Genomic DNA, 22,721 nt, shown 5'->3' with positions numbered 1-22,721 from the left:
CGGCCGCCCGCGCCGGGGCCCCCCGGGGGCGGGGGGGGCCCCGCCCCGCGGGGGGGCGGGGGGGCGCCGCGCGCGGGCGCGGGGGGGCCCCCGCCCCCCTCCGGCGGGCGGGCCCCCCCTCGTCCGCTCTCCCTTCGGTCCCCGTGGTCCCGCAACGGGGCCGGCCGACCCAGGCACTTCGGGGCGGAGGAACACCGGAACGCGACCGGCCCGCGCAGGGCCCCTCAGACCGCTTCGAGCTGCGCGGACCTCTCCTCGGCCGGGGCGTCGGGGCGGCCGGGACGGGCGATGGCCAGGGCGCAGACGAGGGCCGTCACCAGCAGGCCGAGCGCCGCGTACATCGCCCCGGTGTAGGCCGCGTGGGCGGTGTGGCCGCCGTGGCTGCCGGAGGTGATCACGGCGGAGGCGACGGCGGTGCCGAGCGAGGCGCCGATGCCGATGCAGGCACCGTTCAGGCCGGGCAGTGCACCCTCGGCCTCGGGCACCGCCACCACCGACAGACCGTTCAGGGCGGTCATGCTCAGCCCGTTGTAGGTGATGCCGAGGACCGCGAGCAGGGCGCACAGCGCCCAGGGCGAGTCCAGCAGCACGGTGGCCCCCGCGAAGGCGACGAGGGTGCCGACGGCCCCCAGCCGCACCCCGCGCCGCCACCCCAGACGGGGGCCGAGCCAGCCCGCGAGCGGCGCCCCGATGACGCCGATGGCGGAGGCGGGCGTGGCGTACAGCAGGGCGGAGCGGAAGGCGTTCAGGCCGAAGCCGGCGTCCGGGTCCTGGGTGAAGAGGGGGACGGTGAGCGAGAGCGCGCCGAAGGCACCGGCCAGGGTGAGGGCCGAGGTGGCCAGCAGGGGCCAGGAGCGGCGGGAGGCCAGCAGCGCGGTGTCGATCAGGGGCCGGGAGGTGCGGCGCTGGACGCACCAGAACCCGACCAGGGCAGCCGCCCCGCCGATGCCGCAGGCCAGGGTGGCGGGGGAGACCCAGCCCCAGGACTGGCCCTGGGAGAGGCCGACCAGCAGGCCGCCGACGCCGGTGGCGAGCAGGGCCGCGCCGGGCCAGTCCATCCGCCCGGTGGCGGTGGGGGCGAGCCGGGGAACGGCCAGCAGGACGCCGACGGTGCCGGCGAGGCTGACGAGCAGACTGACGGCGAAGACGCCGCGGAACCCGATGGTGTCGGCGATCCGGCCGCCGGCGACGGCGTCCACGCCCGCGAAGCCGCCGTTGACGGCGGTGATGACCCCGGCGGCCCAGCCGAACCGCTTGGGGTCCATGGCCTGGTCGAGGATGAGGAAGGCGAGGGTGAAGTTGGCGGCGGAGACGCCTTGCAGCACCCGGCCGGCGAGGAAGACCCCCACGTTCGGTGCCAGGGTGCAGGCCAGGTTGCCGACGATCAGTACCGCTCCGGCCAGCAGCATCATGGTGCGACGCCCGCGGAAGTCGCTGAGCCGCGCCAGGACGATCTGGCCCAGTGAGGCGCACAGGAAGAACAGCGTCTGGGACAGGCCCGCGACCCCGGCGTCGGTGTGCAGCCGGTGGATGACGTCGGGCAGCGCCGGGCTGAGCATGGTGGCGTTGATCTGGTAGCCGAGCACAGCCAGGACGAGGGCGAAGAGCAGCCCCAGCTGGCGCGGCGACCGGGTGGGTGTGGCGCGACCCGTCGGCGGCATGGTGGACTCCTGGGTGAGAGGGAACGCGGCGCGATACGACCGCGGCCCGCGGCGGGGGCCGTCCGGAGGGACGGCCGTGGACCGCCCTCCGCCCGGACGCCCGGTGGCGGCCGGGGGACGGACAGGACGCGCGACGAGCGCGCCGGCGCGCTGGACGCGCCCGGCCCCACCCGCCCATGCAGCCCTCGCCGAACGACGCTGTCTGACAAGTAGCGGGTAGCGACTGGTCTACCCGAGCCGGTGGGAAGGGGTCAAGGGGTGTCCGCTGGTTAGCCTGGGACGATCCGGCCCGGACCGGTGGCGGCAACCGGTGAAGCCGACCAGGACCCCCGGGCCCCGACGGAGGACGAGATGGTTGCCCAAGCGCCCCGGCGCCGACCGGTGGTCGCCCTGTACGAGCGCATCGTGGAGGCGATCGAGCAGGGGACCTACCCGCCCGGCTCACCGCTGCCCACCGAGCCCAAGCTGGCCGCCGACCTCGGGGTGAGCCGCCCCGCCCTGCGCGAGGCGCTGATCCTGCTCCAGGAGGACGGGGTCCTCGACGTCCGCCGCGGGGTGGGGCGCACGGTCAACCGGCTGCCGCAGCGCGGCTTCGAGTACGTGCGCTCGATGGAGCAGCTGCTCGGAGCCGGCCGGCCGGCGCGCACCACGGTGCTGGCCGTCAAGGCCGAGGAGCCGACCGACTTCTCTGCCCAGCACCTGCTGCTCACGGTCCACGACCGGGTGGCGTTCTGGGAGACCGCGATAGACGTCGACGGGGTGCCCGCCTGCCTTGCCCAGGAGTGGGCCGCACCCGGGAAAGCGCTGGAGGCGCTCGCCCCGGGGCTTGCCGACGCGCTGAGCGAGCCGCCCGAACCGGCCGGCTCCATGCTGCACGTCCTGCTGGCGGCCGGGCGCGAACTGCCGCTGCGGGGCACCGCCACGCTCGTCGCCACCCTCCTCGGCCAGCGCCGGGGGCGGCAGTTGGGGCGGCCCGCGGACACCCCCGCGGTGCTGGTCACCCAGGTGGTACGGGTGGGCGGGACGCCGGTGCTGGCGGCCAAGTACATGCTGCCCTCCGGCGTCCCGGCACTGCCGGTCATCCAGGCCCGCTGACGGCCCGGACGGAGCCGGGGGAGGGGCGGGCCGGGCGGGGCGGCGGCGGGCGGGTGGTTGCGCCGCGGACGGCGATACCTATACTCCCCCCATGCTCTTGTCAGACAAGTACCGTCCGGTGGGTCGCCGCGCCCCCGGTTCCGCCGACGCCCCCGCGCACCACATCCCGGCCGCCCGGGAGGCCGCGCCCGCCCCCTCCCCGGCCGACCTCGTCGCCGCCCCCAAGGTCCTCCTCCACGACCACCTCGACGGCGGCCTGCGCCCGACCACCCTCGTCGAACTGGCCCGGGACGCCGGCCACCGCCTGCCCACCACCGACCCCGACGAGCTCGCCCACTGGTTCCGCACGGCCGCCGACTCCGGCTCGCTGGAGCGCTACCTGGAGACCTTTGCGCACACCTGCGCCGTCCTGCAGACCCCCGAGGCGCTGCAGCGGGTCGCCGCCGAGTGCGCCGAGGACCTCGCCGCCGACGGAGTCGTGTACGCCGAGGTCCGCTACGCCCCCGAGCAGCACCAGGTGGGCGGGCTGACGACGCGCCAGGTGACGCAGGCGGTGCAGGACGGTTTCCGGGAGGGCGAACGCCGGGCGCGCGAGGCCGGCCGCTCGGTCCGGATCGGCACGCTGCTCACGGCCATGCGCCACAGCGACCGCGGCGAGGAGATCGCCGACCTGGTGGTGGCCTTCCGCGACGAGGGCGTCGTCGGCTTCGACATCGCCGGCGGTGAGATCGGCAACCCGCCAGCCCGCCACCTGGCGGCCTTCGACCGACTGCGCCGCGCCCACGCGCACTTCACGGTGCACGCCGGCGAGGCGGTCGGTGCGGAGTCGATCGCGGAGGCACTGCAGGTCTGCGGCGCCGACCGCATCGGACACGGCGTGCGGATCACCGACGACATCACGGTGGCCGAGGACGGAACGGCACGGCTGGGCCGGCTCGCCTCCTGGGTCCGCGACCGCCGCGTCCCACTGGAGGTCTGCCCCACCTCCAACCTCCAGACCGGCGCCGCGAAGTCCTACGCCACCCACCCCGTGGACCTCCTGGCCCGCCTGCGGTTCCGCGTCACCGTCAACACCGACAACCGCCTGGTCAGCGGCGTCACCCTGAGCCAGGAGTTCGGCCACCTGGTGGAGACCTTCGGATACGGGCTGGAGGACGTCGAACACTTCACCGTCGACGCGGCCAAGTCGGCCTTCCTGCCGTTCGACGAGCGGCACGCCCTGATCGAGGACGTCATCCGTCCCGGTTTCGCGCGGCTGCGCGCAGCCGCTGCGACCGGGCAGCCGGCCACCCCGGGCGCCTGACTGGCCGCCGCCGGCCGCCCCACGCGCTGTCCCCCTCCCCGCCCCGTGACGAAAGGCAGTCCCGTGACGCCCCTCCCCCTCCTCATCGACACCGACACCGGCTCCGACGACGCCGTGGCCCTGTTGCTGGCCGGAGCCAGCGGCCTGGGCGACATACGCGCGGTCACCACCGTGGCGGGCAACGTGCCGCTTCCGACCGCGACGCGCAACGCCCTGCTGTCGCTGGAGGTCGCCGGAGCCACCCACGTACCCGTGCACCCCGGCTGCGAACGGCCCATGACGCGCCCCCTGATCAGCGCCCAGAACGTCCACGGTGAGGACGGCATGGGCGACGTGGGACTGCCCGACCCGGTGCGTTCCTCCGACCCCGGGCACGCGGTGGAGGTCCTGCTCGACCTGTCCCGCCGCCACCCGGGCGAGCTGACGCTGGTCACGTTGGCGCCGCTGACGAACATCGCCGCCGCCCTGCTGCGCGACCGCGACCTGCTCAGCCGCTTCCGGCACGTCTACTGCATGGCCGGAGCGCCCGACGCCCGCGGCAACGTGTCGGCCACCGCCGAGTTCAACGTGTGGGCCGACCCCGAGGCCGCCCGTATCGTGCTGGAGGCGGCCACCCCCGACAAGGTCACCTGGATCGGCTGGGACGTCTCCCGCAAGGACGCCGTCATGACCCCCGCCGACCAGGAACGCCTGGAGGCGATCGGCACCCCCCGGGCCGAGTTCGTCCACCGCATCAACCGCACCGTGGCCGAGTGGGCCCGCGAGGTCACCGGGCTGGCCGGCTACGACCTGCCCGACCCGATCGCCATGGCAGTGGCCCTGCGCCCGGACCTGGTGACGGAGAGCGAGCAGGTCCACGTCGACGTCGCGCTCGGGGACGAGGTCCGCGGCCAGCTCATCGTGGACCGCCGGCTCTCGGCTCCGCCGCCGAACCTGACCCTGGCCCGGCGGGTCAGCGAGAGCGGCTTCAAGGAACTGCTCTTCGCCACCTGCGCCGGAGCGCTGCAACCGGCCTGAGCCCGCCCGCCGGCGCGAGCACGCCGGGCGGCGGCTGCCGGCGTGCTGCCGCTCCCGCTGGGCCGGCCCCCTCGCGCGCGTGGGCGTCGGCCGCCCCGGTCGCACGGCAGCGGGCCGGTCAACCCCGGGGTGTCGGGGTGGGGCGGGGGAGGGCGGCGGGGCCGCCTCCTCCCACCGTCCTCAGACCCGTACGGGGAGGGTCAGAGGGGAAGTCCGGCCGCCCCTTCTCGTACTCCTCGCTCTCCTCGATGTGCTTCAGCGTCAGCGAGATGTCGTCGGGCCCTCCGAGCAGCCGGCGGTAGGCCTCGTCGTCGCAGTCAAAGGGGAAGGTCTCCTCGCCGGCGCGGACCTCACGCGCGACGAGGTCCACGGTCACCGCGGCCTGCGGGTCGGCCTCGGTCAGCGCCCAGATCTTCTCGACCTGCCCCTGCGGCAGGATCACCGTGAGCAGGCCGCGCTTGAGGGAGTTGCCGCGGAAGATGTCGGCGAAGCGGGAGGAGATGACGGCCTTGAAGTCGTACTCCCGCAGCGCCCACACGGCGTGCTCGCGCGGGTGAACCGGTGGCGAAGTCCGGCCCCGCGACGAGGATGCCGGCGCCCTGCTGGTCCTCGGTGGCGATGGTGAGGTCCGGGCGGCGCACCGGGCGACCGGCCTCCCGCAGGCCGCTGAAGGCCTGCGGGCTGGTCACCTCGTGGAGCATGCGCAGATCGATGTGGAGGAGGCCCGGCTCCCCCGGCGCACGCCGCACCACGTGCGAGTCCCACAGTTTTTCAGCGAGTGTCCGTTCCGTGGCCGTCCGCCCCATCTCTACAGGTATCACCATGCGAGACGCTGTGCCTCAATCCGCGATCATGCTGGCGGACTTGAGCGTTGCTGTGACAGCAAGGTGTCTCGTATCCTGAGATTTACGTCTTGCTGTGCAGACGTGACCCTTCTGACCTGCGTACGCTCAGGGCGCTCTTTCGTTGAGCTCCGAACCTCGGCCCAGGCCCGAGAAGGGAGAGCCCCGTGTGCAACGCAACGGACTTTCCTGGGGACCTGTCTGGGCCGCTTCGCCGTGATCCTCGACGGCGGCGTGCTCAACACGGCGATCGCCTTCGCCTTCTTCCTCCATCCGTTCCTGACGCCCCCTGTCGGACGTCCGACAGCAGAGAGAGGTCTCCTGTGCGACGCTGGCTGATCCTCGCGCTGGGCACCGGCGCACAGACCGTCGCCTGTGTCTTCGTCTACGGACTGCCCTACATGTCCGAGGAGCTGCGCCACGACGGCGCGCTGAGTCTGAGTCAGGTCGGCCTGGTGGTCGCCTGTCCCACCGCCGGTCTAGTGCTCGCCCTGGTGGCCTGGGGTGCACTCGCCGACCGCGTGGGCGAGCGCCTGGTCATCACGGTGGGGCTGACGATGACCGCAGTGCTGCTCGCCCTGGGCACGCAGGTCGAGGGGCTGGTCCCGCTCGGTCTCCTCTTCGCCCTGTCCGGAGCCGCTAGCGCCTCGGTGTACGCGGCCAGCGGCCGGCTGGTCATGGGCTGGTTCTCCGCCAAGGAGCGCGGGCTGGCGATGGGGATCCGGCAGACCTCGACGCCCCTGGGTATGGGGGTGGCGGCGCTGTGCATCCCCGGACTCGCCGAGTCCTTCGGGGTGCGGGGTCCGGGTGTCTTCTGCGCCGCCCTGTGCGCCCTGTTCGCCCTCCTGGTGGGCGCCCTGTCGGCCAACCCCCCGCAGGCCGAGCCGAGTCCGGACGGCCGGCCCGCGGAGCGGACCGGCAACCCGTACCGCAACCCCTCGCTGTGGCGCATCCACGGCGCCAGCGCCCTGCTGTGCGTGCCCCAGTTCACGGCGAGCGCCTTCGCCCTGGTCTTCCTGGTGGACGTACGCGGCTACGGAGCCGTCGCCGCCGGTCAGCTCCTGGCCGTGGCCCAGGTGCTCGGCGCTCTCTCCCGAGTGGTGGCGGGCCGCTGGTCGGACCGCGTCTCCAGCCGGCTGCGCCCGATGCGCCAACTGGCCTGCCTCACCACCGTGGTGCTGGTCGCGACGGCGCTGGGCGCGGTGTGGCCCTCACCGGCCTCGGACACGCTGCTGGTCATCGCCTGCGGCATCACCGCCAGCACCAACGGCCTGGCCTTCACCGCGGTCGCGGAACTCGCGGGCCGCTCCTGGTCGGGCCGTGCCATGGGGGTGCAGAACACCGGACAGAACCTGGCCGCCTCGATGACCCCGCCCCTGCTGGGCTCCCTCATCGGCGCCGCAGGTTACGCCGCCGGCTTCGGCCTGGCCGCCGTGGTCGCGGGCCTCGCGGCGATGACGGTGCCGCCGGCGGGACGCCGGCCCGGGGCCGCAGCACCGGCCGGCTCCGGGCCGGTGGAGCCGGCGAAGGCCGCGTCCTGAACCGGGACCTGCCCCGCGCCGCGCATCGACCCGCGACCCCGGTACGCCATGCCGGAGTCGCGCGCGGCCCCGCCCCGTCCCGGGCCGCCCCGCCCCGTCCCGCCCGGGCCCGGGCGGCTCAGCGGCTCCGGGACCCGGACGGTCGGGCGGCGCTGGGCGTCCACCGCCAGGCACTGCCGTGCTTCGCCTCCGCGATCTGCCGGATGATCGTGCGGAGTTGGCCGAGGTCGGCCACGTCGGCGTACTCGGACCGCGCTGTGGTCTGGTGGGGGTGCTTGCGGTAGATCCCTCCCGGGGCCGCGGTCATCCACCCGTCGGACACGGCGGCACACAGGAGGACCACGGCGATGGTCTCCCATGCCGGTAGGGCCGGCCAGGCACCTGCGAGGAGCAGCAGTTCACGGCGGGCGGTGAGGTGCGTACCGATGACCGGGAACCGGTCCGCGTCGTAGGCGGCGAGCAGGGTCCGGTAGGTGAGCGGGCCCTCGGGCGGGTCGTAGGGCCCGCCGGCCAACGAACCGTCAGGGAGCAGATCCAGTCCGGCGGAGATGCACCACCCCAGGTCGGGATGGTCCTGCAGGGCGGTGATGTCCCGGGCGAGCCCCCCAGGCGTGAGCAGGTCGTCCGCGTCCAGGGCCCGGACCAGGTCGCCCTCGGCCCGGGCCAGGGCCATGGTGCGGGCGACTCCGGCGCCACCGCGGGCAGCCGTCCCGGTGGAGATCCAGGGTTCGTCCGGCAGCAGGCCGAGGGGGACGCCCGTGGTGCCGTCCTCCTGGACGAGCCACTGCACGTCCCATCCTGCGGGCAGGCGTTCCCGCTCGTCCCGGACGGACTCGTACGCCTCGCGCAGGTGGGCGGCGCCCCCGTCGTACACCGGGGTCACGACGCTGATGATCTTGTTCATGGCCGTTCCAGGAGGGTTGAGTGGCGGAGCCGGGCCGGGTCCGCCGGCAACGCGGGCATCGCCGACCGCAACAACAGGGAAGGGCCCGGACGACTCCGTGCGGAGCGCCGGGCCCTCGCCTGGCGGTTTCCGTGCCCCGGGCTGCCGAAGAGGCTGCGGACCAGTGCACGCCCGGGACCGGCGCGGCTCAGTACGCGTAGAACCCCGACCCGCTCTTGCGTCCCAGCCGGCCCGCGTCGACCATGCGCTGGAGCAGCGGGGGAGCGGCGTAGAGGGGCTCCTTGTACTCGGCGTACATGGAGTCGGCGACCGAGGCGACCGTGTCGAGGCCGATCATGTCGGCGAGCTTGAGCGGACCCATGGGGTGCGCGCAGCCCATCTCCATGCCGTCGTCGATGTCCTCGCGGCTGGCGATGCCCTGCTCGAACATCCGGACCGCGGAGAGCAGGTAGGGGATCAGCAGTGCGTTGACCACGAACCCGGAGCGGTCCTGCGCGCGGATGGCGTGCTTGCCCAGGACGTCGCGGACCAGCACCTCCGCCCGCTTGAGGGCGTCGTCGCCGGTGGTCAGTGCCGGGATGAGCTCCACGAGCCGCTGCACCGGGGCCGGGTTGAAGAAGTGGATGCCCAGGACGTAGTCGGGGCGCGACGTCGCCACGGCCAGCTTCACGACCGGGATGGAGCTGGTGTTGGAGGCGAGGATGGCGTCGGGACGGGTCACCACCTGATCGAGGACCTGGAAGATCTCGGTCTTGACCGGCTCGCTCTCCACCACGGCCTCGACGACGAGGTCCCGGTCGGCGAACTCGCCGAGGTCGGTGGTGAAGCTCAGCCGGTCCAGCGTCGCGTCGCGCTCCGCCACCGTGATCTTGCCGCGCTCGGCCGCCTTGCGGAGCGAGTTCGTCAGGCGGGTACGGCCCAGCTCCAGAGCCTCACCCGTGGTCTCGGCGACCATGACTTCCAGGCCGGAACGGGCGCAGACCTCCGCGATGCCCGCGCCCATCTGGCCGCAACCCACCACGCCGACGCGTTCGATGTCGGTCACATCGTGCCTTTCGCTGATCGGGAACCGGGCGGTGCGGTGCCGGGCACGCCCGTTCCCGGGGCGGGCCGCACCGTCCGCGCTCGGACCGACGTTACCTGCGCCGGACCGCCGGAAGGGGCCCGGGGCGGGGAAGGTGTGAGCCGTACCACCTGCCGTCAGCCCGCCCCGGAGCCCGCGAGCCGCCCCGCCGGCCGGTCACCCCGGACACGGGTGCGGCCGGCGACACCTTGCCGCCGGCCGCACCCACGCCCTTTCCCCCGGAGCTAGGCAGCCTGCCCCTCGTGCCGCACGACCGTGTCCGGGCCGGGCGACATCAGCGTCTCGTGACCGTCCTCGAACCGGACGCGGAACGGTGGCTCGCCGTGCTCGCCGAGGACCTCGACGACCTCGGCGACCCTGTCCTCGTGCCCCACGGTGCGGCCGTGCAAGAGCAGGCGGTCGCCTTCGGTGGCCTCCATGCAGCTCACCTCCACCTCGACAGCGTCGGGAGTCACCCGTGACCGGGCGTCCCTCTTTCACCCTACGACCGCGGCGGGTACCCCGAACCGGCGTGCCGACGCCGCCCGCGGGCCCGGCCCCTCCCACCGCGGCGACCTGTGGCGACCGGCGCCGGACAGACGGGTGCCGGTCGGGCAGCCACTGCGGATGGGGGCCGCCCCGGCGGGTACCCGAAGCCGCGTCCGTCCCCCACCCGCGGAGTGCGCCCGTGCCCCACACCACCCCACCCGGCCCTGCCGCCCGCGGCATCGACCACGTGGGCGTCACCGTGCCCGACGTCGAGGCGGCCACCGACTTCTTCCGCGCGGCCCTGGACGCCCGGGTCCTGTACGACACGCTGCCGCGGGAGCAGGGGCCGAAGGGCGGGGAGGAGAGCGAACGCCGCCTGGGGGTGCCGCCCGGTACCCGGCAGGTGGCGGTGCGCATGCTGGCCCTGCCGCACGGCCCCGGGCTGGAGCTCTTCGAGTACGAGGGGCCCCGCAGGCGGGACGCGGCGCTGCCGTGCGACCTGGGCTGGCAGCACCTCGCCGTCCACGTCGACGACCTGGAGGCGGTGCTCGCACGGGTCGTGGCGGCCGGTGGGCGGGCGCTGGACGCACCGCACCCGCTGCCCGGCCCGGAGGCGGGCCCCCGCAACCGCTTCGTCTACACCCGCACACCCTGGGGCGCCACCCTCGAACTCCTCAGCCACCCCGACCCGCAGCCCTACGAACAGGAGACGGACGACCGCCGTTGGACACCGTGAGCGCCCGGGCCCGTCAAGCGGCGGGCGGCGCGGGCGGCCGGCCCTCCGGGAGGGGGAAGCGCCGGGAACCGCGCGCCGGGGAGGGGGAGCGGTCCGGGGTGCGGCCGCCGGCTGCGGCAGTGGCCGGTGGCGCCCGGTGACCGGGTGTGACCGACCGGTTCAGTCGGCCCGCTGTGCCGGGTGGAGTCCTCGGTGCGGTGTGGGGTGTCGACCGGTCCGGGGGCTCGGTCGCGTCAGCCGTCTCAGTCGTCGGCGGCGACCACGAGGGCGAGGACGCCGAGGCGGCGGTCGATGAGCACGAGTTCGTGGAACTCGACGTGGACGGGGCCGTAGTCGTGCTGCGCGTCCTCGCGGAGGGCTCCGAGCGCGTACCGACTCGTCGCCTGGCGGACGGGGGTGAAGACGGCCTCCTGAAGCCTCGCGGCCAGGTCCGCGGGAAGTGGGGCACCACTGGTGGCCCACGTGGATATCGTGCCGGTCGCGATCGGCTCGTCGACGGCGGCATACGTGCCGGGAGTGATCCGATCCGCCCACCACTGGCCATGGCGGGGTTCGAGCCAGACACCGGCTCCGTCGTAGGTGTCCCGGAACTCCGGGTGGGCGATCAGGGCGGCCAGCAGGTCCTCGTCGGTCGGTGAGCCGGGAGGCAGGTGGAAGCGTTTGATGTGAACCCACCGGTGTCCGTGGCCCCGCCCGTCCGGGAAGCCGAAGTCCCTGAAGTTGATGAAGGGACTGTCCCAGTGAGTGAGCGCATGGTGCATACCGATCAGGATCACCCAGCTCCCCGGACGGCCGGAGCCGGGCCCAGGAGGCGCCCTGCCACGGCCTGCGGCGCCAAGGGTGGTCCTGACCGGGGCCGGGGCCGGTACGCGGTTGCCGGCCCGAACGCCCGGTCTCACCGGGCGGGCCGGCCCGACCCGTCGCCCATTGCATAAAACTTCCCGCTTCCGTATAGTCATGCCATCGAGAAGGAGGCGACATGGCAGCGATACGGGCGGCGGTGGCCGGGGCGAGCGGGTACGCGGGAGGCGAGCTCCTGCGGCTGCTGCTGGGACACCCGGAGGTCGAGATCGGCGCGGTGACCGGCGCCTCCAACGCGGGCCGTCGCCTCGGTGAGCTCCAGCCGCACCTGCTCCCGCTCGCGGACAGGGTCCTGCAGGAGACGACCACCGAGGTCCTGGCCGGACACGACGTGGTCTTCCTCGCCCTTCCGCACGGGCAGTCCGCCGCCGTGGCCGAGGAGCTGGGGCCGGAGGTCCTCGTCGTCGACTGCGGCGCCGACTTCCGGCTGCGCGAGGCCGCCGACTGGGAACGCTTCTACGGCTCCGCGCACGCCGGGACCTGGCCCTACGGCCTCCCCGAGCTCCCGGGAGGCCGCGCCGCACTGGCGGGCACCCGCCGCATCGCGGTCCCCGGCTGCTACCCGACGGCCGTCTCCCTGGCGCTCTTCCCCGCCTACGCCGAGCACCTGGTCGAGGCGGAGGCCGTCGTCGTCGCCGCCTCCGGCACCTCGGGCGCCGGGAAGGCGCCCAAGCCGCACCTGCTGGGCAGCGAGGTCATGGGCGCCATGAGCCCCTACGGGGTCGGCGGCGTCCACCGGCACACCCCGGAGATGGCACAGAACCTCTCCGCCGCCGCGGGCGAGCCGGTCACCGTCTCCTTCACCCCGACCCTGGCACCGATGCCCCGCGGCATCCTCGCCACCTGCTCGGCCAAGGCCCGCCCCGGCACCACCGGCGAGTCGCTGCGCGCCGCGTACCGCAAGGCGCTGGCGGACGAGCCCTTCGTCCACCTGCTGCCGGAGGGCCAGTGGCCCAGCACCGCGTCGGTGTACGGGTCCAACACCGCCCTGCTCCAGGTCGCGCTCGACGAGGCCGCCGGGCGCGTGATCGTGATCGTCGCCATCGACAACCTGGCCAAGGGCACCGCCGGCGGCGCGATCCAGTCCATGAACATCGCCTTGGGCCTGCCCGAGACGCTCGGCCTGCCGGGGGCGGGGGTCGCACCGTGACAGGCGCCGGCCGCAAGGTCCGCCGACACCGCACGGCGTACCGGACCCACCCCTACCCACCGCACCCCGCGGCCGCAGTACAGAAGGAGCAAACGACGTGAGCGTCACGGCAGCACAGGGCTTCACCGCCGCCGGCATCGCCGCCGGGATCAAGGCGAGCGGCGCCCCGGACCTGGCCCTCGTGGTCAACACCGGCCCCCGCAAGGCCGCAGCCGGCGTCTTCACCGCCAACCGCGTCAAGGCCGCTCCCGTGCTCTGGTCGCAGCAGGTGCTCAGGGGCGGCGCGGTCTCGGCCGTCGTCCTCAACTCCGGCGGCGCCAACGCCTGCACCGGCCCGCTCGGCTTCCAGGACACCCACGCCACCGCAGAGAAGGCAGCCGAGGTGCTGGGGGTGAGCGCCGCCGAGGTGGCCGTCGCCTCCACCGGCCTGATCGGCACCCGCCTGCCGATGGACGCACTGCTGCCCGGTGTGGAGAAGGCCGCCGTCGCCCTCTCCGAGCACGGCGGTGAGAAGGCGGCCATCGCCATCAAGACCACCGACACCGTCCACAAGACGGCGGTGGCCGGCGGCGCGGGCTGGACCGTCGGCGGCATGGCCAAGGGCGCGGGCATGCTCGCGCCGGGGCTCGCCACCATGCTCGTCGTCCTGACCACCGACGCCGACCTGCCGGCCGAGGCCCTCGACGCCGCGCTGCGCGAGTCGACGCGCACCACCTTCGACCGGCTCGACTCCGACGGCTGCATGTCCACCAACGACACCGTGCTGCTGCTGGCCTCCGGCGCGTCCGGCGTCACCCCCGGCCAGGAGGAGTTCGCGGCCGCGGTCCGGGCCGTCTGCGACGACCTGGGCCGGCAGCTCATCGGCGACGCCGAGGGCGCCAGCAAGGACATCCGCATCGAGGTCGTCGGCGCCGCCAGTGAGGACGACGCCGTCGAGGTGGGCCGCAGCATCGCCCGCAACAACCTGCTCAAGTGCGCCGTCCACGGCGAGGACCCCAACTGGGGCCGCGTCCTGTCGGCCATCGGCACCACCTCTGCGGTCTTCGAGCCCGACGCGCTCAACGTCGCCATCAACGGCGTCTGGGTCTGCCGGGGCGGCTCCGTCGGCGAGGACCGCGACCTGGTCGACATGCGCTTCCGCGAGGTCCGCATCACCGCCGACCTCGCCGCCGGCGACCACTCGGCCGTCATCTGGACCAACGACCTGACCGCCGACTACGTCCACGAGAACAGCGCGTACTCCTCATGAGCGTTTCCAAGGCCGGTCAGGCCGCCCCCCGGAAGAACACCGCCCTGCCCAAGGCACGCACCCTCATCGAGGCGCTGCCCTGGCTCACCCGCCACCACGGCAAGACGGTGGTGGTGAAGTTCGGCGGCAACGCCATGGTCGACGAGGAGCTGAAGGCGGCCTTCGCCCAGGACGTCGTCTTCCTCCGCCACGCCGGACTGCGGCCCGTGGTGGTGCACGGCGGCGGCCCGCAGATCAGCGCGGCGCTGGACCGCTTCGGCCTGGTCTCCGAGTTCAAGGCGGGCCTGCGGGTCACCACCCCGGAGGCGATGGACGTCGTCCGCATGGTCCTGGCCGGACAGGTCCAGCGGGAGCTGGTCGGCCTGCTCAACCGGCACGGTCCGCTCGCCGTCGGCATGACCGGCGAGGACGCGCACCTGATGACCGCCGTCCAGCACTTCGCCGAGATCGACGGGGAGCGCGTGGACATCGGCCGGGTCGGCGAGATCACCGCCGTGGACACCGGGGCCGTCACCGCCCTGCTCGACGACGGCCGCATCCCGGTGATCTCCTCCATCGCCCGCAGCGCCGACGACGGCCACGTCTACAACGTCAACGCCGACACCGCCGCCGCGGCCCTCGCGGCCTCGCTGGACGCCGAGACGCTGATGATCCTCACCGACGTCGAGGGGCTGTACGAGGACTGGCCCGCGAGCGACGAGGTCATCTCCCGGCTGACCGCCTCCGAACTGGAGGCGCTGCTCCCGGAACTGGCCAGCGGCATGGTGCCGAAGATGCGGGGCTGCCTGCACGCCGTGCGCAACGGCGTCTCCACCGCCCGCGTCCTGGACGGCCGCGTCCCGCACTCGATCCTGCTGGAGATCTTCACCGACGACGGCATCGGCACGATGGTCGTCCCCGACGGCGCACCCGGCGACGAGCCGCCGGCGCCTCCCGCCCCGAGCTCCGCCCCCGACCCGCAACAGGCCACGCACCCCGTCCCCACACCGCTGGAGGAACAGGCATGACCGGCGTCACGTCTCCCGCCGCACCCGCCCCCGCAGGCACCGGTGCCGCCGACAGCACGGGCAACGACGCGCTGACCCGCCGCTGGCAGGGCGCGATGATGGACAACTTCGGCACCCCCGCGCTCCCCCTGGTGCGCGGCGAGGGCAGCACCGTGTGGGACGCCGAGGGCCGCAGCTACCTCGACTTCCTCGGCGGCATCGCCGTCAACGCCCTCGGCCACGGGCACCCCGCCGTGGTGCAGGCGGTGACCAGGCAGATCGCGACCCTGGGGCACGTCTCCAACTTCTTCGTCGCCGAACCGACCGTCGCCCTCGCCGAGCGGCTGCTGAACCTGACCGGCCGTGCCGGGCGGGTCTACTTCTCCAACTCGGGGGCCGAGGCCAACGAGGCCGCCTTCAAGATCGGCAGGCTGACGGGCCGCACCCACATGGTCGCCACGAGCGGCGGCTTCCACGGCCGCACCATGGGAGCCCTGGCCCTGACCGGTCAGCCCGCCAAGCAGGATCCCTTCCGCCCGCTGCCGGGCGAGGTCAGCCACGTCCCCTACGGCGATGCCGCGGCCCTGCGCGCCGCCGTCACCACCGAGACCGCCCTGGTGGTGCTGGAGCCCATCCAGGGCGAGAACGGCGTCGTCAGCCCGCCGCCCGGCTACCTCCGGGCCGCCCGCGAGATCACCGCCGCGACCGGGACACTGCTGGTCCTGGACGAGATCCAGACCGGCATCGGCCGCACCGGCCACTGGTTCGCCGCGCAGGAGGAGGGCGTCGAGGCGGACGTCGTCACCCTCGCCAAGGGCCTCGGCGGCGGCCTCCCCATCGGCGCCACCCTCGCCTTCGGCCCCGCCGCCGACCTGCTCACCCCCGGAAGCCACGGTTCCACCTTCAGCGGCAACCCCGTGGTGTGCGCCGCCGCCCTCGCCGTCCTCGACACCATCGAGGACGAGGGGCTGCTCGACCACGTCAAGCGGACCGGGGAGCGGCTGCGCGAGGGCGTCGAGGCGCTGGGCCACCCGTTGGTCGACCATGTCCGGGGTGCCGGGCTCCTCCTCGGTATCGTCTTGAGAGAGCCCCTGGCACCGCAGGTCCGCCAGGCGGCTCAGGACGCGGGGCTCCTGGTGAACGCGGTCGCGCCGGACGTGGTCCGGCTCGCCCCGCCGCTCAACGTCCGCGAGGACGACGTGGAGCGGTTCCTCCAGAAACTGCCCGCGGTCCTGACCACCGTCCACGAAGGGGCGGCGGGGGAACAAGGATCCGGAGACTGACGACACCGATGATCGACGCGCACGACGACGCCACCGCGCACGGCGGCCCCGCCGTGCCCCAGACCCGCACCGCCCGGCACCGGCGGATCGTGGACATCCTGGGGCGCAGGGCCGTCCGTTCGCAGAGCCAGCTCGCCAAACTGCTCGCCGACGACGGCCTGACCGTCACCCAGGCGACGCTCTCCCGCGACCTCGACGAACTCGGCGCGGTCAAGATCCGCAACACGGGTGGTGAGCTGATCTACGCGGTGCCGGGGGAGGGCGGCGACCGCACCCCGCGGGCGCCGCTCGGCGAGTCGGCCAAGGAGGAGCGCATGCGCCGCCTCGCCGGCGAACTCCTCATCTCCGCCGAGGCCAGCGCCAACCTCGTCGTGCTGCGCACCCCGCCCGGTGCCGCCCAGTTCCTGGCCTCCGCCATCGACCAGGCCGAGCTCCACGACATCCTCGGCACCATCGCCGGCGACGACACCGTGGTCCTCATCAGCCGCGACCCGGCCGGCGGCCAGGCACTCGCCGACCACCTGCTCAGGCTGGCCCAGCGCACGCACTGAGCCCCGCCCGCCGCCCTCCGGTCACCCGGGGCGGCGGCGCGGCGGCCTGGGCCGGTACCGGTCACCCGCCGGCCGGAGCGGAAAGGGCCGGCTCCGCACGCGCCCGAACACACCGGCCTTCCGCGGCAGCCGACGCCGCACCGCACCGGCGGGCGTGTACCGGCAGGTACCCAGCGGCCCCCACTGACCGGCCGACCGCCGCGCCCCCACCACGCAGCGGAGGCCGTCCCCACCTTGCGGTGAGAGCGGCCTCCGACCTGCGAAAACGCTGGTCGGGACGACAGGATTTGAACCTGCGACCCCTTGACCCCCAGTCAAGTGCGCTACCAAGCTGCGCCACGTCCCGATGCCCGCTTCGCCGGGTGGATCTCCCGGCGGGGCGTGCACAAGAAAAATACCCTGTCGGGGCCCGTGTGCCAAAAACGGGGGTCGGTCGGCGCCCGGCGGGCCGCGGAACGGCCGGCTTCCCGGGGTGGCGCCGGTGGCGGGGCCGGTGGCGGCGACAGCCTCGGCGGCGGCCGGAGCCGAGGCGGACGGCCGCCGGACCGCCGGCCACCGCGACCGGCCCGGCGGCCCGTCCGCGGCCCGCGCCGGTCCTGCCCGTACGGCGGATTCCCCGCCGCGTCAGCCGTCGGCCGCGCCGCCTTCGTGCTTTTCTCCGGGCATGACGGCTGCGAGAGAGAGACGGACGGGCGGCGGTGCCGGGCGAGAGGTGCGCGTACGACGGGTCTACGACCCGCCGGAGCCCGAGGACGGCACCCGGGTACTGGTGGACCGGCTGTGGCCGCGCGGCCTGGCCAAGGACGCCGCCCACCTGGACATGTGGTGCAAGGAGGTGGCGCCCTCCGCGGAGCTGCGCCGCTGGTTCGGGCACCGCAGCGAGCGGTTCGCCGAGTTCACCGAGGCCTACCGGGCCGAGCTCGCCGAGCCGGCGCGCGAGGAGGCGCTGCGGGACCTGCTGGACCGGGCCGGGAAGGGCCCGCTGACCCTCCTGACCGCCTCGAAGAACCCGGACGAGAGCCATGTGGCGGTCCTGCTGGAGGCCGTCAGACGCGCGCATTGACGAAACATGCGGACGCTCGCATAATTATGCCTCCAAGGGTGGGTGCTGTGCACTGCCGGTGCAACGGCCCGCCCCAGGGCCCGGCCGTGCCGGCCGCCCCCGCCACACCCGTCAGCAAGGAGCGCGAAGTTGAGCAGCAACACCGGTGACGTCCGGCTCTGGGGCGGGCGGTTCGCCGACGGACCGAGCGAGGCTCTCGCCGCCCTGTCGGCCTCCGTCCACTTCGACTGGCGGCTCGCCCCCTACGACATCGCGGGCTCCCGCGCCCACGCACGGGTCCTGCACAAGGCGGGCCTGCTGGACGAGGACGAGCTGACCCGGATGCTCGCCGGGCTCGACGCGCTGGAGGCCGACGTCGCCTCGGGGGCGTTCACCGGCACCATCGCCGACGAGGACGTCCACACCGCGCTCGAACGCGGCCTGCTGGAGCGCCTCGGGCCCGACCTCGGCGGCAAGCTGCGCGCCGGCCGGTCCCGCAACGACCAGGTCGCCACCCTCTTCCGGATGTACCTGCGTGACCACGCCCGCATCGTCGGGGGCCTGCTCACCGACCTCCAGGAGGCGCTGCTCGGCCTCGCCGAGGCCCACCCCGACGTCGCGATGCCGGGGCGCACCCACCTCCAGCACGCGCAGCCGGTCCTCTTCGCGCACCACGTCCTCGCCCACGTCCAGGCGCTCTCCCGGGACGCGGAGCGGCTGCGGCAGTGGGACGAGCGCACCGCCGTCTCGCCCTACGGCTCCGGCGCCCTCGCGGGCTCCTCGCTGGGCCTGGACCCGGAGGCCGTTGCCCGCGACCTCGGCTTCGAGCACGGCTCCTCGGCCAACTCCATCGACGGCACCGCGGCCCGGGACTTCGTCGCCGAGTTCGCCTTCGTCACCGCGATGATCGGCATCGACCTCTCCCGGATCGCGGAGGAGATCATCCTCTGGAACACCCGCGAGTTCTCGTTCGTGACCCTCCACGACGCCTTCTCCACCGGTTCCTCGATCATGCCGCAGAAGAAGAACCCGGACATCGCCGAACTCGCGCGGGGCAAGTCCGGCCGGCTCATCGGCAACCTGACGGGCCTGCTGGCCACCCTCAAGGCGCTGCCGCTGGCCTACAACCGGGACCTCCAGGAGGACAAGGAGCCGGTGTTCGACTCCTGCGACCAGCTGGAGATCCTGCTCCCGGCGTTCACCGGCATGATGGCCACGCTCACCGTCAACCGCGAGCGGATGGCCGAACTCGCCCCCGCCGGCTTCTCGCTGGCCACCGACATCGCCGAGTGGCTGGTGCGCCAGGGCGTGCCGTTCCGGGTGGCGCACGAGGTGGCCGGCGAGTGCGTGAAGGAGTGCGAGGCGAACGGCATCGAGCTCGACGAGCTGACCGACGAGCAGTTCGCGAAGATCTCCCCGCACCTGACGCCCGAGGTCCGCACCGTCCTCGACGTCTCCGGCGCGCTCGCCTCCCGCAACGGCCGCGGTGGCACCGCCCCCTCCGCGGTGGCGGTCCAGATCGCCGAGGTCAAGGCCGACCTCGCAGTGCAGCGGCAGTGGGCGGACGCCCGGAAGTGACGGTCCGGGGCCGCCACCTGCGGCCCCCGGGAACGCCACGGGACGGCCGGGGCGGTGCTCTGGTGGGGCCCCCCCCCGCCCAGCGCCAAGCAGAGAGGCCCAACGCCTGAACGGCCCCAGGGTGCTCTGGTGGGCACCGCCCCGGCCGTCCGCGATCGTCAGTGCGCCTCGGCGTGACGGGGACCTGGGAGCCCGGCGGGCCGCTCTGTCCCCTCCCCCGTCCCGCCGGCCACCGTCAGCCGGCCGCCTGGGTCCGCGCGGTCCCCTTGGACTTGGCGGGCCTCGCGCCCACCCGGTCCACCACACCGCGCTGCATGACGGCGTCCAGGCCGCCCAGCACCTCGTGGCGCCCCGACTTCCCGTTCTCGGTCAGGTACATGCGCGAACCGAGGTAGGCGAGCGTGTCACGGTCGAAGATCCACACTTCGCGGTCGGCCCACGCGCTGTGCGCCAAGGTGATGCCGACGCCGTGGCGGCCCGCGGCGTCGACGGCGTCCGGCACCTTCCGCACCCCCGGGATGCGGGCGATCGCACGGTAGAACGCGGCGGCGTTCTCCGGCGGCATGGAGTTGGCGGAGACCAGGTCCCCGACCGTGCTGAAGACGGCCTGGTCCCGGGTCTCCCGTCCCTTGACCGGTGTGACCTGGGCGGACAGCTTCTTCAGCAGGGCGTCCGGATCGGTGGGCAGTGATGCCAGCCAGCCGTAGGTGGGCCGGTTCAGACCGGGCGCGAGGGCTCCGTCGTCCTTCGAGCCGTCCGGGACGGATACCTCGATGGGCAGCATCTCGCCCGACATCGGGGCACCCTTGCCGCTGTCCCGGCCGTGGCCCAGCGTGGTCACGGGGGACGGGTCCTGCGACATCCACCGCTCGTCGGTGTACGTGGCCCCGAGCTTCACCCGGCCGCCGAACTCGCCGTCGTTCCCCCGGACGAGAGACCGGGTGTAGACGTACTGGTCCGCGCCCGGCGCCTTGGTCCCGACCGGGCTGTGCTGCGCGGCGGCAGCGATCTGGTTGAGGAGGACGACGGCTCCCGAGGCGGGGGCGGCGGCCGGGGCGGGGGCCTGGCCACCGCCGCCCTGGACGGCGACGGTGGCCCCGGCGGCGAGCGCGAGTGCGGCGGCGACGGGCACCAGGAAGCGGGGGCGCAGCACCCGGCCGCGGAAGGGTGTCCCGGCCGTGCCGGCGGCGGGTTCGGCGTGCCGCTCCCCGCCGGTGGCGGCGGTCTGGGCGAGGTCGTGGTCGATCTGGCGCATCAGTACGTCCTTGAGATGGCGATGACGCTCCGGCGCGAGTTCCGCCTTCGGGGGCGGCGGCAACAGCCGGGCGAGATCGGTGAGTTCGTCGCCGGCACGGTTCTTGTCGTTGCTCTTCACAGCGTGTCCTCCCGCAGCGGCAGGGCCGCGAACGCGACCCCACCCTCTTCCTCACCGCGACGCGGACGCGGTTCCCTGCCGTTTGCGGAACGGGCGCGCCGCTCCTGCCGCGCCGCCTGGTCGCTCAGCCGCGCGAGGCGCGCACGGGCGCGCGAGAGCCGGGACCGCACGGTCCCGACGGGCACCCCCAGCGCCTCGGCGGCCTCCGCGTAGCCGAGCCCGGCCCACACACAGAGCGTCAACACCTCGCGTTCCGGGCGCCGCAGCCGCTCCAGCGCGACCTGGACGGCCGCGAGCCGCCGGGCGTCGTCGATCCGCTCCGCCGTCTCCTGGGCGAAGTCGGCGACGGGCTCGGGTTCCGGCCGCCGGCCCAGGAACGCGCTCAGCCGTTTCCGGCCGCGCTGCACCCCGAGCGCCTTGTGGGTGGCGATGCCGTACAGCCAGGGGCGGAGCGAACCGCCCTCGGGCTCGATCCGCTCACGGGTGCGCCAGGCGGCGAGGAACGTCTCCGACAACACCTCCTCCGCCGCCGCCCAGTCCCCGGTGAGCCGCAGGGCGTGCTGGTACACGCCTCGCGCGTGCTCCTCGTAGAGCGCGGAGAACGCCTGCCGGTCGCCTGCTCTGATCCGGGCCCGCTCACGGCCCGCTTCGTCTTCCTCGGTACGCCTCACACCTCGTCCCTCACCGCGAAGCCCCCCGGGTTCCTGTGTTCCGCACCACACCCCGCCGGCCACGCGGCACCGCTCATTGTCCGGAGGGCCGAGGGCCACCGGGGACGGAGGGTCGCGCCCGGCTGCCGCGGTGATCACATTGGGCATGGTCACGCCATTCCTGGGAAGGGTCCGCCCTTGCGCGACCACATCCCGGGAGTGAACAAATGAACAAGGCCACAGCCGCCGCCGCCACCGTCCTCGCCCTGAGCGCCGCCACCGTCCTCAGCGTCAGCGGGTCCGCCCCCGCGGCAGCCGGCCGGCGACCGGCCCCGGTCGTCCAGGACCACTTCGACCCGCTGGGACCGCAGGTCCACGCGCTGCGTCACGCGGGGCGGACGGTGCACTACAGCGACACCGGCGAGAGCGGCGCCCGTCCCGTCCTCTTCATCGGCGGCACCGGCACCACCGCGCGCGCCTCCGGCATGACCGAGTTCCTCCGCACCACCCGGGAGAACCTCGGCCTGCGGCTGATCTCCGTCGAACGCAACGGGTTCGGCGACACCGACTACGACCCCTCGCTCGGCTTCGCGGACTACACCGGTGACGTCGAAGCCGTCCTCGACCACCTCGGGCTGGGCAGGGTCACCGTGGTGGCCATCTCCGGCGGCGGCCCCTACGCCGCCCACCTCGCCGCCGCCCACCCCGGACGGATCGCCTCGCTCCACCTGGCCGCCGCCGAGCCGCCGTACGGAGCGAAGCCCGCCTACTGCGCCCTGGACGACGCAGCCCTCAGCAAGGAACTCGCCGGCCAGATACGCGACCCGCGCACCTGGTGGGCCTTCCCCGACGACAGCCCCGTCCACGACATCCCGGGCTTCACCGACCGCGCCGAGGAGGACGGGGCCCGCACCTACTACCAGCGCGGGCAGCAGGCCGACCCGGCGCCCCAGGTGCACGAGCAGCGGCTGTACTGCGAGCGGCCCGGCCCCGACGCGACCGCGCTCAAGGCCCCCGTGTACGTCTACACCGGCGAGAAGGACACCACCGTGCCGCCCGAGGTGCAGGCCCGGTGGAACGACGCCTTCGGCTCCCGCGTCACGGTGCGCCGCTACGCCGACACCGGCCACGACGTGCAGTACCGCCACTGGGACCAGGTCCTCCTCGACATGGCCGGCTGGGCCGACCGCACGGCCGTCTGCGTCGGCGACCACACCCGCGTGCTCCCGGCCCGCGAGGCCGGCGCAGCGGTGCGCCACGGCGCGGTGCTCGGCGGCTGCGCCTGGAAGGACGCCGGCTGAGCAGCCGCCCGCAACGGCGAGAGGCCGCGCACCCTCTCGGGTCG

Annotated in this window: 21 protein-coding genes, 1 tRNA gene and 1 pseudogene; 13 read left to right on the top strand and 10 right to left on the bottom strand. The window is 74.2% G+C overall.

What is annotated here, in order from left to right:
- Nucleotides 1–224: 224 nt before the first annotated feature.
- Nucleotides 225–1,661, bottom strand: a complete 1,437-nt coding sequence (locus ACFV3R_RS26615) for an MFS transporter (protein ID WP_385588236.1) — start codon at nt 1,659–1,661, stop codon at nt 225–227.
- A 351-nt stretch (nt 1,662–2,012) separates the two neighbouring features.
- Between ACFV3R_RS26615 and ACFV3R_RS26610 the strand changes: the two genes are divergently transcribed.
- The 3 genes from ACFV3R_RS26610 to ACFV3R_RS26600 all read left to right on the top strand — a co-directional run bounded on the left by ACFV3R_RS26610 (nt 2,013) and on the right by ACFV3R_RS26600 (nt 5,076).
- Nucleotides 2,013–2,756 carry a GntR family transcriptional regulator gene (locus ACFV3R_RS26610; protein ID WP_385588233.1) on the top strand — a complete coding sequence of 248 codons (744 nt, stop codon included), beginning with the start codon at nt 2,013–2,015 and terminating at the stop codon, nt 2,754–2,756.
- A gap of 91 nt (nt 2,757–2,847) precedes the next feature.
- Nucleotides 2,848–4,059 (top strand): adenosine deaminase, encoded by a 1,212-nt coding sequence (locus ACFV3R_RS26605; protein WP_385588230.1) that lies wholly within the window; start codon nt 2,848–2,850, stop codon nt 4,057–4,059.
- A 63-nt stretch (nt 4,060–4,122) separates the two neighbouring features.
- A complete protein-coding gene (locus ACFV3R_RS26600; RefSeq protein WP_385588226.1) occupies nt 4,123–5,076 on the top strand; it encodes a nucleoside hydrolase in 954 nt (317 codons plus the stop codon).
- 118 nt (nt 5,077–5,194) lie between these two features.
- Here ACFV3R_RS26600 and ACFV3R_RS26595 read toward each other — a convergent pair whose 3' ends face one another.
- Nucleotides 5,195–5,614: a hypothetical protein gene (locus tag ACFV3R_RS26595; protein WP_385588223.1), complete on the bottom strand. Its 420-nt coding sequence runs from the start codon at nt 5,612–5,614 to the stop codon at nt 5,195–5,197.
- A 67-nt stretch (nt 5,615–5,681) separates the two neighbouring features.
- Nucleotides 5,682–5,882: pseudogene (locus tag ACFV3R_RS26590) on the bottom strand (aconitase family protein); the annotation flags it as partial.
- A 359-nt stretch (nt 5,883–6,241) separates the two neighbouring features.
- Here ACFV3R_RS26590 and ACFV3R_RS26585 point away from each other — a divergent pair.
- Nucleotides 6,242–7,459, top strand: coding sequence for an MFS transporter (locus ACFV3R_RS26585; protein ID WP_385588220.1), 1,218 nt, complete (start codon nt 6,242–6,244; stop codon nt 7,457–7,459).
- Between the two features lie 118 nt (nt 7,460–7,577).
- Here the strand turns inward: ACFV3R_RS26585 and ACFV3R_RS26580 are convergent, their stop codons facing one another.
- The 3 genes from ACFV3R_RS26580 to ACFV3R_RS26570 form a co-directional block, all read right to left on the bottom strand.
- Complete coding sequence (locus ACFV3R_RS26580) at nt 7,578–8,363, bottom strand: GltA (RefSeq protein ID WP_385588218.1); 786 nt, start codon at nt 8,361–8,363, stop codon at nt 7,578–7,580.
- 187 nt (nt 8,364–8,550) lie between these two features.
- Complete coding sequence (locus ACFV3R_RS26575) at nt 8,551–9,408, bottom strand: 3-hydroxybutyryl-CoA dehydrogenase (RefSeq protein ID WP_385588215.1); 858 nt, start codon at nt 9,406–9,408, stop codon at nt 8,551–8,553.
- Nucleotides 9,409–9,671: 263 nt separating this feature from the next.
- Nucleotides 9,672–9,866, bottom strand: coding sequence for a DUF1918 domain-containing protein (locus tag ACFV3R_RS26570; protein WP_385588212.1), 195 nt, complete (start codon nt 9,864–9,866; stop codon nt 9,672–9,674).
- A gap of 248 nt (nt 9,867–10,114) precedes the next feature.
- Between ACFV3R_RS26570 and ACFV3R_RS26565 the strand changes: the two genes are divergently transcribed.
- Nucleotides 10,115–10,651, top strand: a complete 537-nt coding sequence (locus ACFV3R_RS26565; RefSeq protein WP_385588209.1) for a VOC family protein — start codon at nt 10,115–10,117, stop codon at nt 10,649–10,651.
- 242 nt (nt 10,652–10,893) lie between these two features.
- Here the strand turns inward: ACFV3R_RS26565 and ACFV3R_RS26560 are convergent, their stop codons facing one another.
- A complete protein-coding gene (locus tag ACFV3R_RS26560; protein WP_385588206.1) occupies nt 10,894–11,412 on the bottom strand; it encodes a hypothetical protein in 519 nt (172 codons plus the stop codon).
- A 218-nt stretch (nt 11,413–11,630) separates the two neighbouring features.
- Between ACFV3R_RS26560 and argC the strand changes: the two genes are divergently transcribed.
- From argC to ACFV3R_RS26535, 5 genes are all read left to right on the top strand, one after another.
- Nucleotides 11,631–12,662, top strand: coding sequence for an N-acetyl-gamma-glutamyl-phosphate reductase (argC, locus tag ACFV3R_RS26555; RefSeq protein ID WP_385588202.1), 1,032 nt, complete (start codon nt 11,631–11,633; stop codon nt 12,660–12,662).
- A gap of 97 nt (nt 12,663–12,759) precedes the next feature.
- Nucleotides 12,760–13,911: a bifunctional glutamate N-acetyltransferase/amino-acid acetyltransferase ArgJ gene (gene argJ, locus ACFV3R_RS26550; protein ID WP_385588199.1), complete on the top strand. Its 1,152-nt coding sequence runs from the start codon at nt 12,760–12,762 to the stop codon at nt 13,909–13,911.
- Nucleotides 13,908–14,918 (top strand): acetylglutamate kinase, encoded by a 1,011-nt coding sequence (gene argB / locus ACFV3R_RS26545; protein ID WP_385588197.1) that lies wholly within the window; start codon nt 13,908–13,910, stop codon nt 14,916–14,918. The genes argJ and argB overlap by 4 nt, the downstream gene beginning before the upstream one ends.
- Complete coding sequence (locus tag ACFV3R_RS26540) at nt 14,915–16,180, top strand: acetylornithine transaminase (RefSeq protein ID WP_385588194.1); 1,266 nt, start codon at nt 14,915–14,917, stop codon at nt 16,178–16,180. Before argB ends, ACFV3R_RS26540 begins: the two co-directional genes overlap by 4 nt.
- Before the next feature lie 8 nt (nt 16,181–16,188).
- Nucleotides 16,189–16,731 (top strand): arginine repressor, encoded by a 543-nt coding sequence (locus ACFV3R_RS26535; RefSeq protein WP_385588191.1) that lies wholly within the window; start codon nt 16,189–16,191, stop codon nt 16,729–16,731.
- A gap of 269 nt (nt 16,732–17,000) precedes the next feature.
- Here ACFV3R_RS26535 and ACFV3R_RS26530 read toward each other — a convergent pair.
- Nucleotides 17,001–17,077 (bottom strand) — tRNA-Pro (locus ACFV3R_RS26530).
- 318 nt (nt 17,078–17,395) lie between these two features.
- Here ACFV3R_RS26530 and ACFV3R_RS26525 point away from each other — a divergent pair.
- The gene (locus tag ACFV3R_RS26525) at nt 17,396–17,794 is read left to right on the top strand and encodes a DUF488 domain-containing protein (RefSeq protein ID WP_385588188.1); all 399 of its coding nucleotides are present in this window, start codon (nt 17,396–17,398) and stop codon (nt 17,792–17,794) included.
- A 129-nt stretch (nt 17,795–17,923) separates the two neighbouring features.
- Nucleotides 17,924–19,351: an argininosuccinate lyase gene (gene argH / locus ACFV3R_RS26520; protein ID WP_385588185.1), complete on the top strand. Its 1,428-nt coding sequence runs from the start codon at nt 17,924–17,926 to the stop codon at nt 19,349–19,351.
- Nucleotides 19,352–19,586: 235 nt separating this feature from the next.
- On the opposite strand, the gene ACFV3R_RS26515 is transcribed toward argH, so the two are convergent.
- Nucleotides 19,587–20,726, bottom strand: a complete 1,140-nt coding sequence (locus ACFV3R_RS26515; RefSeq protein WP_385588182.1) for a CU044_5270 family protein — start codon at nt 20,724–20,726, stop codon at nt 19,587–19,589.
- Nucleotides 20,723–21,397, bottom strand: coding sequence for an RNA polymerase sigma factor (locus ACFV3R_RS26510; RefSeq protein WP_385588179.1), 675 nt, complete (start codon nt 21,395–21,397; stop codon nt 20,723–20,725). The genes ACFV3R_RS26515 and ACFV3R_RS26510 overlap by 4 nt, the downstream gene beginning before the upstream one ends.
- A gap of 206 nt (nt 21,398–21,603) precedes the next feature.
- Between ACFV3R_RS26510 and ACFV3R_RS26505 the strand changes: the two genes are divergently transcribed.
- On the top strand, nt 21,604–22,677 hold the full coding sequence (locus tag ACFV3R_RS26505; RefSeq protein WP_385588176.1) for an alpha/beta fold hydrolase: 1,074 nt from the start codon (nt 21,604–21,606) through the stop codon (nt 22,675–22,677).
- Nucleotides 22,678–22,721 lie beyond the last annotated feature (44 nt).

Source organism: Streptomyces sp. NPDC059740 (genome assembly GCF_042733155.1).
Classification (GTDB): Bacteria; Actinomycetota; Actinomycetes; order Streptomycetales; family Streptomycetaceae; genus Streptomyces.
Note: the sequence above shows the minus strand (reverse complement) of the source record. Positions and strands in the feature narration are given on the sequence as shown.

Excerpts from the sequence above, each read along its gene's own strand:
- ACFV3R_RS26615 (WP_385588236.1), bottom strand. The coding sequence starts at position 1,661 with ATGCCGCCGACGGGTCGCGCCACACCCACCCGGTCGCCGCGCCAGCTG.
- ACFV3R_RS26610 (WP_385588233.1), top strand. The coding sequence starts at position 2,013 with ATGGTTGCCCAAGCGCCCCGGCGCCGACCGGTGGTCGCCCTGTACGAG.
- ACFV3R_RS26605 (WP_385588230.1), top strand. The coding sequence starts at position 2,848 with ATGCTCTTGTCAGACAAGTACCGTCCGGTGGGTCGCCGCGCCCCCGGT.
- ACFV3R_RS26580 (WP_385588218.1), bottom strand. The coding sequence starts at position 8,363 with ATGAACAAGATCATCAGCGTCGTGACCCCGGTGTACGACGGGGGCGCC.
- ACFV3R_RS26570 (WP_385588212.1), bottom strand. The coding sequence starts at position 9,866 with ATGGAGGCCACCGAAGGCGACCGCCTGCTCTTGCACGGCCGCACCGTG.
- ACFV3R_RS26560 (WP_385588206.1), bottom strand. The coding sequence starts at position 11,412 with ATGCACCATGCGCTCACTCACTGGGACAGTCCCTTCATCAACTTCAGG.
- argC (WP_385588202.1), top strand. The coding sequence starts at position 11,631 with ATGGCAGCGATACGGGCGGCGGTGGCCGGGGCGAGCGGGTACGCGGGA.
- argB (WP_385588197.1), top strand. The coding sequence starts at position 13,908 with ATGAGCGTTTCCAAGGCCGGTCAGGCCGCCCCCCGGAAGAACACCGCC.
- ACFV3R_RS26540 (WP_385588194.1), top strand. The coding sequence starts at position 14,915 with ATGACCGGCGTCACGTCTCCCGCCGCACCCGCCCCCGCAGGCACCGGT.
- ACFV3R_RS26535 (WP_385588191.1), top strand. The coding sequence starts at position 16,189 with ATGATCGACGCGCACGACGACGCCACCGCGCACGGCGGCCCCGCCGTG.
- ACFV3R_RS26525 (WP_385588188.1), top strand. The coding sequence starts at position 17,396 with ATGACGGCTGCGAGAGAGAGACGGACGGGCGGCGGTGCCGGGCGAGAG.
- ACFV3R_RS26505 (WP_385588176.1), top strand. The coding sequence starts at position 21,604 with ATGAACAAGGCCACAGCCGCCGCCGCCACCGTCCTCGCCCTGAGCGCC.